15 protein-coding genes are annotated in these 13,155 nt (G+C 40.3%); all 15 read right to left on the bottom strand.

All coding sequences use genetic code 11. The features are described 5' to 3' along the window. Positions 1–5 precede the first annotated feature (5 nt). The 15 genes from hemB to cbiD are packed head-to-tail and all read right to left on the bottom strand — an operon-like array spanning position 6 to position 13,146. Complete coding sequence (gene hemB / locus CL176_RS08985; protein ID WP_118991008.1) at positions 6–989, bottom strand: porphobilinogen synthase; 984 nt, start codon at positions 987–989, stop codon at positions 6–8. Then, positions 976–1,704 carry a uroporphyrinogen-III synthase gene (locus CL176_RS08990; RefSeq protein ID WP_162890921.1) on the bottom strand — a complete coding sequence of 243 codons (729 nt, stop codon included), beginning with the start codon at positions 1,702–1,704 and terminating at the stop codon, positions 976–978. Before CL176_RS08990 ends, hemB begins: the two co-directional genes overlap by 14 nt. A gap of 1 nt (position 1,705) precedes the next feature. Then, positions 1,706–3,898, bottom strand: a complete 2,193-nt coding sequence (hemC, locus tag CL176_RS08995; RefSeq protein ID WP_162890922.1) for a hydroxymethylbilane synthase — start codon at positions 3,896–3,898, stop codon at positions 1,706–1,708. A gap of 5 nt (positions 3,899–3,903) precedes the next feature. Beyond that, on the bottom strand, positions 3,904–4,362 hold the full coding sequence (locus CL176_RS09000) for a precorrin-2 dehydrogenase/sirohydrochlorin ferrochelatase family protein (RefSeq protein WP_162890923.1): 459 nt from the start codon (positions 4,360–4,362) through the stop codon (positions 3,904–3,906). A gap of 13 nt (positions 4,363–4,375) precedes the next feature. Further along, entirely contained in the window at positions 4,376–4,969 is a 594-nt protein-coding gene (locus CL176_RS09005; RefSeq protein ID WP_118991012.1) for a cob(I)yrinic acid a,c-diamide adenosyltransferase, read from the bottom strand. Beyond that, positions 4,969–5,673, bottom strand: a complete 705-nt coding sequence (gene cobI, locus CL176_RS09010; RefSeq protein ID WP_118991013.1) for a precorrin-2 C(20)-methyltransferase — start codon at positions 5,671–5,673, stop codon at positions 4,969–4,971. The genes CL176_RS09005 and cobI overlap by 1 nt, the downstream gene beginning before the upstream one ends. A gap of 2 nt (positions 5,674–5,675) precedes the next feature. Then, positions 5,676–6,452, bottom strand: coding sequence for a sirohydrochlorin cobaltochelatase (locus tag CL176_RS09015; RefSeq protein WP_118991014.1), 777 nt, complete (start codon positions 6,450–6,452; stop codon positions 5,676–5,678). Further along, positions 6,409–7,497: a uroporphyrinogen-III C-methyltransferase gene (cobA, locus tag CL176_RS09020; protein WP_162890924.1), complete on the bottom strand. Its 1,089-nt coding sequence runs from the start codon at positions 7,495–7,497 to the stop codon at positions 6,409–6,411. Before cobA ends, CL176_RS09015 begins: the two co-directional genes overlap by 44 nt. Beyond that, positions 7,475–8,230: a precorrin-6A reductase gene (gene cobK, locus CL176_RS09025; protein ID WP_118991016.1), complete on the bottom strand. Its 756-nt coding sequence runs from the start codon at positions 8,228–8,230 to the stop codon at positions 7,475–7,477. Before cobK ends, cobA begins: the two co-directional genes overlap by 23 nt. Continuing rightward, positions 8,227–8,952 carry a precorrin-3B C(17)-methyltransferase gene (cobJ, locus tag CL176_RS09030; RefSeq protein ID WP_118991017.1) on the bottom strand — a complete coding sequence of 242 codons (726 nt, stop codon included), beginning with the start codon at positions 8,950–8,952 and terminating at the stop codon, positions 8,227–8,229. The genes cobK and cobJ overlap by 4 nt, the downstream gene beginning before the upstream one ends. A gap of 22 nt (positions 8,953–8,974) precedes the next feature. Next, positions 8,975–10,012 (bottom strand): cobalt-precorrin 5A hydrolase, encoded by a 1,038-nt coding sequence (locus CL176_RS09035; protein WP_162890925.1) that lies wholly within the window; start codon positions 10,010–10,012, stop codon positions 8,975–8,977. Between the two features lie 46 nt (positions 10,013–10,058). Next, positions 10,059–10,817: a cobalt-precorrin-4 methyltransferase gene (locus CL176_RS09040; protein ID WP_118991019.1), complete on the bottom strand. Its 759-nt coding sequence runs from the start codon at positions 10,815–10,817 to the stop codon at positions 10,059–10,061. Between the two features lies 1 nt (position 10,818). Continuing rightward, a complete protein-coding gene (locus CL176_RS09045; RefSeq protein WP_118991020.1) occupies positions 10,819–11,382 on the bottom strand; it encodes a decarboxylating cobalt-precorrin-6B (C(15))-methyltransferase in 564 nt (187 codons plus the stop codon). After that, a complete protein-coding gene (gene cbiE, locus CL176_RS09050; protein ID WP_118991021.1) occupies positions 11,369–11,986 on the bottom strand; it encodes a precorrin-6y C5,15-methyltransferase (decarboxylating) subunit CbiE in 618 nt (205 codons plus the stop codon). Before cbiE ends, CL176_RS09045 begins: the two co-directional genes overlap by 14 nt. Beyond that, complete coding sequence (cbiD, locus tag CL176_RS09055) at positions 11,983–13,146, bottom strand: cobalt-precorrin-5B (C(1))-methyltransferase CbiD (protein ID WP_118991022.1); 1,164 nt, start codon at positions 13,144–13,146, stop codon at positions 11,983–11,985. Before cbiD ends, cbiE begins: the two co-directional genes overlap by 4 nt. Between the last annotated feature and the right edge of the window lie 9 nt (positions 13,147–13,155).

Below are 13,155 nucleotides of genomic sequence, written 5' to 3' on the forward strand. Positions count from 1 at the left end.
TCCTCCTAAGACTCTGTTGCCGATAGCCAGCGAGCAACATCCTTAGCAAAATATGTAATAATCAAATCTGCCCCGGCTCGCTTCATACCTAACAAACTCTCCATCACAATACTTTCTTCATCAATCCAAGCGTTTTGGCTAGCGGCTTTAATCATCGAAAACTCTCCAGACACATTGTAGGTAACGATCGGTAAATCTGTTCTTTCCCTAACATCTCGAATAATATCCATATAAGCTAGAGCTGGTTTAACCATGACAAAATCCGCTCCCTCATCAATATCACTCGCAAGTTCTCTCATGGCTTCCCTGCGATTTGCAACAGGCATCTGATAGGTTTTGCGATCTCCGAAACTTGGTGCGCTATCCGCTGCATCACGAAACGGACCATAAAAAGCTGAACTATATTTAATCGCATAAGACATAATCGGAACAAGAGGAAAACCTGCTTCATCCAAACCTTGGCGAATAACATGTACAAACCCATCCATTGCACTTGAAGGAGCGATAATATCTGCTCCAGCTCGAGCTTGTGCAATAGCTGCTTTCTTATGCAGTTCCAAAGACTCATCATTGAGCACATACCCTGCATGATCTAAACAACCGCAATGCCCATGATCAGTATATTCACACAGGCAAGTATCTGTAGTCACCAATAAATCGGGCGCTAAAGCCTTAATGACTGGAATCGCTTGCTGTATAATTCCATCCGATGCATAAGCTTGACTACCTAAAGCATCTTTTTCTGCCGGTATACCAAATAATAGTACCGCAGGAATTCCCAGTCTAAGAACTTCTTTGATTTCTTCTTCCAAGCTATCTAGAGTATGCTGGTAGATGCCTGGCATCGAAAGGATTTCTGTCGCACCCTCCCCTTCTTCCTTCACAAAAATAGGATATATCAAATCTTGAATTCGAAGTTGATTCTCTTGCAACATCGCTCTTAAACCGGGATGTTTCCTTAAGCGACGATGCCTTCTAAAATACGTCATTCCATTCTCCTCCTACAATTCCGTCAACAATGCTCTCATAAGTACTACACTCTGCTTCAAAAGTGACCTGGCCTCCATGGTTTTTAATATATTTACTCGTTACTGGCCCGATACTTACAACAGGACAGGGTGCTTCCCAAATTGACGCGATTTGTTCCCAGGCTGAACCGCTCGCGACCACAAGACAATCATCCGTTCGCAAATATTGCTGAATTAAAGCTAATTGTCGAATAGACTCTGGCGATGGCCCATTATAATAAACTTGCCATTCTATGACAGTCCATTCAGGCAACATATTCTCAGCTAATACGGAGTACTTTCCAATAGACTTCTGACTTATAGGAACCAGTAGTGTTTGAGTAGACTCGTGACTAGCAAGATAGCTAAAAACATCTTGAGAGGTTCTCCACTCTCTCTGATAGTGACAGTTTATATTATAGTTCACTTTTGCATATCCTGCCGTCTTTGCTCCCACGGTCCAATAACTTACATCCGGACGAAGTTGCTTCTCCTCCAGATAAGTTACGTAATAATCACAGGACCATTGACTTACAAGATAAACTATATCAATATCTTGCCATTGAAAAGCTGGATTTTCGTAATGAGACTGCGTCGTAATGACTGGACACCAAACACTTTCCCAACCATGTTTCTTTAGACGTTTTTCCAATCGAGCCTCTAAAGGACGCGATTGAGTCCATACAACTTTGGGCATATTATCGTCCCCACTCATCTACGCTACTGTTTTGGGAAATCCCATCGAAGGCCGCGTTCCCTAGATCCACGGGATCAATATTCGTTCCGCTTTGTGTAAAAGTTTGACGGATGATTTGTTGACCTGTTTCATCTCCCAGCATAGCTATTAGCGTCAAATCTCCTGATACCGTAAATTGACAGTAAGCTCCGATTGGATAGCGACAATCTACACCAAATCGTCGCAAATATTGCCGTTCAGCTGTGACACATATTTCGCTTTTCTCGTGATTCAGCGCCTGTAATCGTTTCATATTCTGACTGTCGTTTGACCGTATCTGAATAGCCAAGCACCCTTGCCCAATAGCAGGGACCATTGTGTCGACATCGAAAAGCTCAGTATAGTAACCATCTCCCTGACTAATGAGTGATAGACGATCAATGCCTGCCATTGCTAAGATGATTGCATCCAAATCTTCGGTTTTCAATTTATTTAAGCGGGTATCGATATTCCCACGAATTTCAACAAATTTTAAGTCAGGTCGTAATTGACGTAATTGACTAATGCGGCGAAGGCTTCCCGTTCCGACTTTTGCACCCATAGGTAAACGATTAAATTCAGGATATTCCCTTGAGATAAATACATCAAATGCATTTGCCCTTTTGGGAAAAGCAGCTAACATTGTGCCTGAGCTTAACTTTGTGGGTACATCCTTTAAACTATGAACGGCCATATCAATCTTGCCATCAAGCAAAGCTTGTTCAATCTGCTTTACAAAGACTCCCTTTCCTCCAATTTGCGATAATTTGGAGAATTGGTCTTTATCCCCTTCTGTTTGAATAATAATTATTTCAAAACTTTCCTGCGGAAACTTCTCTTCTAACATTGCTACCACTCGTCGGGTTTGGTTCAAAGCTAATTGACTGCCTCTACTACCGACTTTAATGCTCTCTTTTTCTTTACTCTGTTCCTCCGTGATTTCCAAACCAAAAAGATCTGCAACAAAAGATAATTTTTCATGTGGCTGAGGACTAGCCATCAGCTCTTTAGTCACTTTTACAGGCTCCTTTAACATGGCATTTACTAAACTCTTTAAATGCTTAGATATAACCTTTTTCTCCCTGGGGGACAAATCCGGTAATTTATTTTCCAGACTCGTTTCAACAGTCTCTAAATGGTCTGTCATCTTCTCACGAAGACCTTGGACAATTGGTACTGCATCTAAATTGTTCTGCCATTGGAAATACTGTTCAATCTCTTGCCACACTTCTTGACGGATGAGGTGAATTTTCTCCTCCAATTCAACAGCGTGGGTATCCAGTAAATGATTTATATGATCTACATTGTAAATTTGAATTTGGGGCAAAGCATCCACATCCCGGTGTACGTTTCGTGGCACACCTAAATCATATACCGTCTTTATCTTATCGTCTGGGAATAAATCTGCACCAATCAAAGGTTCCACACTATCCAAAGCGGTCACAACAATATCTGCTTGATTTACACCTTGGTCTAACTGATTCCAAGGGAGTGCCTGAATATTATTAGACACATGTCGCACACTCTTAGCATACGTTCGATTCACCAGAATAATGTTTTTTAATGGAAGCTCCTGCAAATACGTTAACACCAATTCTCCTACTTGACCAAGGCCAATCAGCGTCAATGTTTGCTTTTCTAGATTCGGGCTTTGCCGAATCAACTCCACTGCTTGATAGGAAAGAGATTTTGGATGTTCGTTCAACTGATATTTACTGTGGATATCTTTAGCAAATGCTGTTCCTTGTTGAAACAGATGGTTCAAAATAACACCTGTAGTCCCTGCCTGCTTTGCAGCTCCATAGGCTTGACGCACTTGTCCTAAAATTTGAGTTTCTCCTAATACATCAGATTGGGCTCCTGTCATTAATAGAAAGAGATGCTCTACCATATGTTCGTTATAGCGAATTTCAATATAAGGCTCAAGACTCTCATAAGGCACACCAAACCATTCACCGATAAAATGTTTAATATAATATTGGCCCGTATGTTGTTGGTCCGCTAAAGCAAATATCTCTGTCCGGTTACAGGTTGAAAGAATTACACTCTCCAATACCGACTTATAATGGCTTAAGGATTGATTTGCTGTCGCTAAATCTTCAGTCGCAAAGTGTATTTTCTCCCGCAATGTAAGTGGTGTCTTCCTTGATGTCAAGCCTATATTAACTAACTGCACACAATTTACTCCCCTTCTTCTAATAAACTTGGTAACTCGTCCTTCACCCAGGAGTCTAATAATCGGGTAACGCGCTTGGTTAAGTGATAATCCATTCCTTGACTAGACACACTAAAAATCAAATTTTTAGAATGAACCAAACCTTGATTATAAAAATCCGATGCTAAACGATTGCTGGTATTATTCACCCACTGTAAGTCTTGACTTTCTTGATATATCTGTTCATTCAAATCTGCTCGATCGGTACAAGCAAGAACAAGAGAAAATCCTGCCAAATCACTTTTGTCATAATGTTTAGCTCGCCAAGTAATTTGCTTGGTCGGAATATCTGGATGTAAATCAGGAGAAACAATTGTAATACGAGCACCTGCTTCAAGCAGATGTAAAAGTTTCCGTTTAGCTAAGCGTCCACCTCCGACAATTAATACAGGCTTATCTTTAATATTTAAGAGCACTGGGTACATGCTCATTCCTCCTCTAATTCTCTCTTAGTTTCTCCGCAACTTTTCCCGTCCCAAATATATCTCGGCTTCGCTCATAGAGAACATCACTCTGACCGGATCGATAATTTAAGAGTCGGCCTAGTATATAGAAATAGTCAGACAAGCGATTCAAATAGATTAACACTCCTTGGTTTACCATCTCATCTTCTTCCATGAGACCCACCACTAAGCGTTCTACCCTTCGAGTCACCGTGCGACAAACTTGAGCTAGGCTCGCCGCCTTTGCCCCTCCGGGAATGGTGAATTTTGTGACAGGAGGAACTTCTTCTGCATATTCATCAATAAGTAGCTCTAGCCAATCTGACGCATCTAACCTTACTTTATAGGGACGTCGGTCACGTATAGTAGCTAAATCACTGCCACAATCAAAAAGTTCCTGCTGTATGCGAGCGAGAGGCAAGAGAACATCCTCCATAGATACATCTATTTCAGATACTAATAAGCCAACAAAGCTATTCAATTCATCTACACTACCATATGCATGAACACGCAGATCATTCTTGCTAATGGGATAGCCGCCGAAAAGTCGAGTCTCTCCCTTATCGCCAGTCCGTGTATAAATAGCCATCAATATCGCCCCTTTTGTTTAGAAACAATCATAGTTGTGAAATATGATAAGCGTTGGCTAATATCAAATTCTGTTAAATCATCAATGATTTTTTCTTTCTCTTGTGAAACCTGCGATATAATCACGCCATCAGCACGACGATTTGTAGCATCTAGAGCTCGGAAAATTTTATTTAAATGATTTTTTATTTTCAAGAAGACGACTGTATCATAGTGTTCCAAGGCATTGTTTATGATAGCTTCATCAGCGGTTGCAGGAACAACACAAAATGCTTCTGTATCTAAGGCTAAAGATTGATTCAGAGTCGCTGCAATTTGGTTATAAGAGGTAATTCCCGCTATAGTTTCTACGTCATACGCTTCATCTAAGCGATGAAGAATATAGCTATATGTCGAATAAGTACTTGGGTCACCTAAAGTAATAAATCCAACATTTAACCCTTGATCTAAATCTTTCGCAACTTCTTCCGCCGTTGCTTGCCAGAAAGGTTCATTGGATTCTTCATCCTTAGCTCTAAAAATATGTTGCTTAACTATCGTATCTTCCTGAATATAAGGTTTTGCAATTTCATAAGCCAAACTGTCCTTGTTGTCAAACATCGTAGGACAATAGATGACATCCATTTGCGTGAGAACTTCTGTTGCTTTGACCGTAATCAAACTTGAATCCCCGGGGCCTACACCTATTCCATAGAATTTCCCCATACTTACACCTCTTCCATCAAGCTCGCTAGACTATCCTTATAAATTTGACGTATTTCTGGATATTCCCCAAGACCAATAATGTGGGAAGTTACCTTGAATCCCTCTGCTTCTAAAGTACCTTGCCAAGCATCTGAATCTTTAGAAGCCATATCATTGTGAGCGTGATCACCCGCCACAAACATAAATGGATATAATTCAATCGTATCATATCCTGCTTGTTTCATATGTCGAACACTCATCTCTAAATCCGGATACCCTTCTACAGAGCTAACGAAAATAGGGGCATCATCTAGCATATATGCTAACGCAGGATAAGCTACAAAGGACGCATCGTCTGTACCATGCGACATATATAATAGAGCTTGACCAGGCTCGAGTTCTGAGGTTTTCTCTAGTAAGAAAGCAATAACCTTTTGATAATTAGCCATACCAACAAGGAGCGGATGACCTAAACGAATTACCTCAAAGTCTTTATTTGCTTCAGCAAGGGTGACTGCTCTAACAAGTTTTTGATATTCGTGACCTGGAATGATATGCACAGGTTGAACATAAACATGATCATACTTTCCTTTCATCTGCTCCAACTGATCATCGATGCCGAGATATGTAATACCTTCTTCTTTTAAAATGCTCTGGCGTACCATTGCAGAAGTATAGACTTCAAAGACATCTGCCTCAGGGTATGTCTGAGCGATTTCATCTCGAAGCACCTCAAGGGTCTTCTCCCGAGTATCCTTATAGCTCGTTCCAAAACTGGCTAATATAATTCCTATCTTCATGATGAACTTCTCCTATCCAAAATTTTGACTGAGTAATATCAATGCTTTCTCTTACTTGATCAGATACGGTTCCAAATTTTAGCCCTATTTCCCTAGAGAAAAATCTCTCAGCAGAGTGCATCGATTCTATACTAGGAATAAAAACCCAACTGATGTTTTCTGACTCTTTTTGTATACGTTTGGTCCCTCTTGGATACAGCACCAATTCAGCACCCATGCTTTCAAAGGCTATCATCTGCTCAATTCGAGCTTCAGTTGGAAAACCGACACGTTGACCAAACCAAGGCAGTCTTTCAAAAGTATTCAAACTTTCAGAAAAATCCACCACATCTCCAACCACAATCACTACTGGTGAAGTAAGTTGGGCTTTTCTTACCTTCTCCTCTATCGTTCTCAACTCACCGATGACTGTACGTTGATTAGGGCGACTAGCCCACTGAACTAAGGCTATAGGTGTTGTTTCTGGCATCCCAGCTATCTGTAATTGCCTAACTATATTAGATAATGCTCTTAAACCCATCAGAAAGATGTGGGTTCCTCCAAACTGAACAATACTGTGCCAATCGAAGTCTGTTTCCCCATCCTTGCTTTGTGCTGTATAAACATGAAATGAACGGGAATATTCTCGATACGTCACTGGAATTCCTCCGTACGTCGGACCATTAATTACAGAAGAAATCCCTGGTATAATTTCAAAGGTAACTCCGGCATCTTTTAGAGTCATCCCTTCCTCACCGCCACGTCCAAATACAAACGGATCTCCACTTTTTAAACGTAGAATTACTTGATGCTTCTGGGCAGCTGCTAGCAATTGGGATTCAATATCTTCTTGAGTATGACTAGAGGCGTAGGGTTTCTTACCAACATACACGAGTTCACAGTGCTCTTTAGTCAGTTGAAGCAAATTATCATTCACCAGTCGATCATAAAAGACAATATCTGCAGTCTTCAATAACTGATAAGCGCGTAAAGTTAAATCACTAATCCTACCCAATCCTGAGCCAACAATATACACTGTTCCCTTATTTTTCATATAGTCTGTCAACTCTTTCAATTACCTCATTTATTGTATGGTATTGCTCTGGATATTCCACATAAGGTCTTTCAATCAGAAATACAGCTATTCCGCTTTCTAAAGCTGCTCTAATCTTCGTATCTACCCCTCCAGATTGACCACTTTCTTTAGTAATCATACTCGTTGCTTCGGACATCTTGTACAATTCTTTATTAAGTTCCATTGTAAAAGGTCCTTTAATTGCGTGAATCTGCCCAGCATTTAATCCAAGATTTTCCATACTTTCTATAACCTCTGCTACTGGTAGTACACGCGCAATAACTCGTTCAACAGGCAAATAATCTAAATATTCCTTCATTGACTTACTCCCAGTAGTTAAGTAGATATTTCCTGCAACTTCCAATGCCTTCAAGCAAGCCTCTTGAATACTTGAAACACGGACAACTTCCTTCGGATACTTTAAACGTGGTCGTTCAAATCGAACATATGGAATATGAGTGCTTTCAGCAGCCGCAATAGCGTTCGATGAAACGATATCCGCAAAAGGATGAGAAGCATCTAAAATCAACTCAACCGAATTCTTTTTAATAAATTCCACCATATCTACTTGGTTTAAGCGTTTTTGGATGACTCGATCCCCAAAATTTCGACTAAAGGTTTTACCATAAGCAGTTGCTACAGAGATAACCGCATCATAATCTTTTGACAATAAGCCGTCCATAAGTTTAATACTATCACTCGTTCCACCAAATACTAAAATCATAAATCGTAACCTCGTGGGGTATACATGTAATCCCCGTATACTTTCGTGTATTTATTCCCTACAATTACAGTGGTTGTCATATCCACAAGCTCTTCATCTAGTGTATCAATGCTCGTTATAATTGCTTGCTCACCTTCTCGATCAATATCCTTGACGATTCCTACTACAATATCTCCCCCCTTATACTCTCGAATAATATCCAGTGCCTTAGCTAGATGCTTCGGCCTACCTTTAGAGCGAGGGTTATATAGACAAATCACAAAATCTCCTTGAGCAGCTGCATGGAGCCGTTTCTCTATCATTTCCCAAGGTGTCATCAAGTCACTTAAACTAATATGGCAGAAGTCATTCATCAATGGCGCACCTAAAAGCGCTGCTCCAGCAATACTCGCTGTGATTCCAGGAATTACTTTCACTTCAAGTTCTAAAGTTTCAGCTGCTAGAATTTCAAAAACTAGACCAGCCATGGCATAAATTCCTGAATCTCCACTAGAAACTAAAGCCACTTCCTTGCCTTGCAATGCTACATTAACGGCTTGACGGCACCGCTCGATTTCACCCGTCATACCGGTCGAAATAACTTCTTTACCCTCTATGATTTCTTCAAAAAATTGTAGATAATATTGATAAGCAACAATAACTTCTGCGTTTTCAATTGCTTGATGTGCTGCAGGAGTCATATTATTGAAACTACCTGGTCCCATTCCCACGACTGTTAACATAATTTCTCCTCATTTCTTATAATTATTGGTATTTTCCAAGTGCGAAAGTCACACCCTCATTGGCATAACGCTCTGTTAATACAAATTCACCCGTTTCCTTATGAACTGATGTTTGTGCAACAGAACTCACGCCTACGGTCTGCTTTACAAAATTTGATCCTGGATAAAAATCTTCAAACTCTAACAAGTCTTCCTTGCTATAGGTCTCAAAAGGGATATTCAAAGACTCTGCTAAATTTATGATTGCGTTTTCTTCTTTCTTTAAATCAATACTTACAATCTTAGTAAGTCCAATAGCTAAGAAGTTATGCTCAAGGCAGAAAGTTCTAAAATTTGCTGAAAGCACCTCACTATCTACACCTTTGCGACAGCCTACCCCTAGTACATATTTCTTTGGCACTAATTGAGCCAATGCATAGTCTTCAGGTAATTTTTTACGGTAGGTATCCAGAGCATTCATCCTGACACTAATCATAACAAAACCTGCATAATCTAAAAGTTCATTTACATCAGGAAGATTCTTGAAGATTTGGTACCCTGAGGTTGATACCAAATTTAGTTGTGGCTCATTATAAAGTGCAATAACTTGCTCCTCTGCTAAAAGCATATTAAATTGCTCTGACAAAACTTTCCTTGGTTCATATACACATCCTGCTCCCTTGGCTAGCATATCTAACCCGAGAACACCTTTGTTATCCGTTGCTGTCGTAATAACGGCCTGAGCACCAAGTTCCTGCGCCAAAGATGTTGCGTATTCATTCGCACCTCCAACATGCCCACTGAGTAAGCTTACAACAAATCTTCCTTGCTCATCTAAGAGTAACACAGCAGGGTCTTCGTATTTACTTTCTAACATAGGAGCAATACCTCGAATAACGATACCACTCGCCATAATGCAAACTAATGAGTCATATTTTTTGAAATTCTCTCGAAGTGTCTTGAGCATCTTCCCATCAATCAAACCATACTCCCGGTATTTAGCTTCCAGTGGATCAGCATCATCCCGGGTCTTAACGTATAAATCAGCTAGGGGATGCCGAGTTTGAATCCTTCGAGCCAAGTGTCGTCCCTCCTGAGTAATGGCATGAATAGCCATACTCTGTCCTTTAGTTTCGATACTCATGCGAGAAACTTTCATCGTATAATTTCGAGTAATTATACTCACTACCTAAGAAATCCCCAACAAGAATAAGCGCAGTTTTGCGAATTCCAGCTTCTCTCACCTTGTGACTAATGTCTGCAAGAGTACCTTGAACCACGGCTTCATCTAACCAAGTAGCCTTGTAGATTACTGTAACTGGTGTTTCTATTGAATAACCGTCAGGCTGAGTTAGCTCAGCTACAACCCCTTCGATGTTCTGAACAGATAAGAAGATAGCCATCGATGTTTGATGTTTAGCAAAACTTGCCAAACTTTCTTTGTCTGGAACCGGCGTGCGTCCTTCAATTCGAGTAATAATAAGAGACTGACTAATTTCAGGAACCGTATACTCAACACCCAAGCTAGCAGCTGCCCCAAGAAAAGATGAAACACCCGGAATCACCTGATAATCAATTCCTAGTTTTTGTAACTCTTCGACCTGCTCACGAATAGATCCATACAGCGAAGTGTCTCCCGTGTGAAGGCGTACGACTCTCTTTCCTTCATCTACTCCTTCACGTGTGATTTCAATAATCTCTTGTAAATTTAATTCTGCTGAATTATAAATAGTGCAATCCTTCGAGCAGTATTCTAACAAGTCTGGATTGACTAATGAACCGGCATAGATAACAATATCAGCTTTCTCTAAAGCCTGATAGCCTTTTAAAGTAATAAGTTCTGGATCTCCTGGTCCAGCTCCTACAAATACAACTGGTTCTTTCATACTATTCTCCTTTAACTTCTGTACGGATAATAATTGTCGGATTATTCGGCTTGAAGTAATGACCTGAGCCTAGAGAATGCCAACAACTTACTTGTAAAAGTCGCATCTCTACTTCCATTCCTAACTGGGTTAAATGCTCATAAGCTTCTAGAGCGTTCTCCATTAAAATAAAATTTAGTACCAATCTGCCACCAGGACTCAATACGTCAATTGCTTGATCAATAATCTGTGTTAAGTTACGACCACTTCCGCCAATAAAAACTGCATCATAAGTTACTTCTGGTAAGCTTATATCGGGGGCAACACCTTCTAGAATTTCAATATTTGATAAGTTAAACTTCTTCTGATTTGACTGAATTAGCTCAACAGCCTCTGGGTTGCGCTCCACTGCAGTAACTTGCAATTGGGGGTACTCATATGCTGCTTGAATACTGATACTACCAGTTCCTGCTCCGATATCTAACAAATACTTAGCTTGAGATAAATTCAAAGCATCTATAGTAACCGCACGTACCAATTCTTTAGTCATAGGTACCTTTCCCCGAATAAATTCACGATCTCTCATTCAGTACCACCACCACATTCATATCATAGTCTCGATCAGGAACCATATCTAATGAATAACTACAGAGTTGCTCTTCTGGGTAACTGAGTGCTTCTCCAACAAACATCGTTCCCTTCGCGCCCCTTGTCAATAGCTCCTGAGCAATCTCATAAGGCCCATTCGCTTCATCTGTCACCATCACTAGCTTAGGCATCCGCACTAGAAAATCATAATTCGGCTGGCGTCCGTGGGCGGATGATAGAAAGCAATCATTCATACTCATAGGAATGCGACTAAATATATATTGCAAGGAGCTGATGCCTGGATAAATTTCAAAGCTTCCTTCAGGCAAATGCTTCGACAAATAATTCCCAATACCATATATCATGGGATCGCCCGAAGCTAAATACATGACGCTTTGCCCCATTGACTCTTGCTTTAAAAGAAAAGGAACAATTTCTTTGAACGGGAAATCAATTACGCGTTTCTTCTCAAGTTCATCTATTTCAATAGTCTCTAATTGACGTGAGCTCCCTAAGATTAGGTCACATTTCCTTGCTAAATCATCAATAACCTTTAATTGAAGTGCCCCATCACCTGGACCAATTCCTACAATATGAATCATAAGGAATACTCCTTTTCTAATTTCACCAAAGATTTTGTTGTAGCAAAGACAGGTTGGTCTTTCAGAAAAGCTATCGCTTCAATCTCGATGTCAGGATCCCGATATTTGAGCTTTGCTAATGATCTCTGCTTGATTTTCTCGACAAGAACATCATAAACCTGACCATATCCTGCTTCCAGAATAATTTCAGCTTGAGACTCCGTTGTAAGTGTATTATTTACTTGCTCTAGTAAATCTAAAGGTGCTCCCAATAAAGCCAGATTAGCAACCATAATTTCATTACGTCCATCCGCATCTTTGCTGTGCGTTGAGAAAATACCCCCTGCAAGTTTAATAAACTTACCAAAATGACCTACCAAAAGAATTTTGCGAAAGCCAATCCGCATCGCCTCCAGTAGTACATACCCTACGAAATTGCTCATCTGTACGACATAAATTGGGTTTAATTGTGTATGCTCTTTTATATAATCTTCCCCATAGTTTCCTGGCGTAAGTATAATGCGATCATGACCTTGATTAAATTTAATTTGCATCTCTCCAGTGATTGAATGCTTCCAACTTTCCTCTGACATAGGTGTAACAATGCCGCTAGTACCTAGTATTGAAATACCACCCACGATACCTAAACGAGGATTAAAAGTCGCCTTGGCAGTTTCCTCACCCTTTGGTACACTAATAAGAATATCGCATCCTTGTCCCTCTTCTAATAGTTTTTCTGCCACTTCACGGAGCATCCTGCGAGGGGTAGGATTAATGGCTGCGTGTCCTGGTTCAATTTGTAAACCTTTCTGGGTCACTCGCCCAACACCCGTTCCACCATCAATAACAATTTCTCCATCTGTTCGCAAAGTTACCTTAGAGAAAATATCCAATCCGTGAGTAGCATCCTGATCATCACCACCATCTTTAATAACTGAACAAGTGGCCGTATGGTTATCAAATTCCTGATTATGGATTTCAACATCTAGATTGACGCCTGAAGGTGTTGTCAAATTTACTCGCTCAACACGTTCCTGAGTTTGTATCATCTCAAGCGCAGCCATCGTAGCTGCAGTTGCACAAGTTCCTGTTGTATAGCCTTTTCTCAACCGTTTACCATTATAGGATACGTATTGATCATCAAATTCTAATTGACCTATCTTCTCCTCCTTACTGGACATGCTAAACCT

Source organism: Suicoccus acidiformans (genome assembly GCF_003546865.1).
Classification (GTDB): Bacteria; Bacillota; Bacilli; order Lactobacillales; family Aerococcaceae; genus Suicoccus; species Suicoccus acidiformans.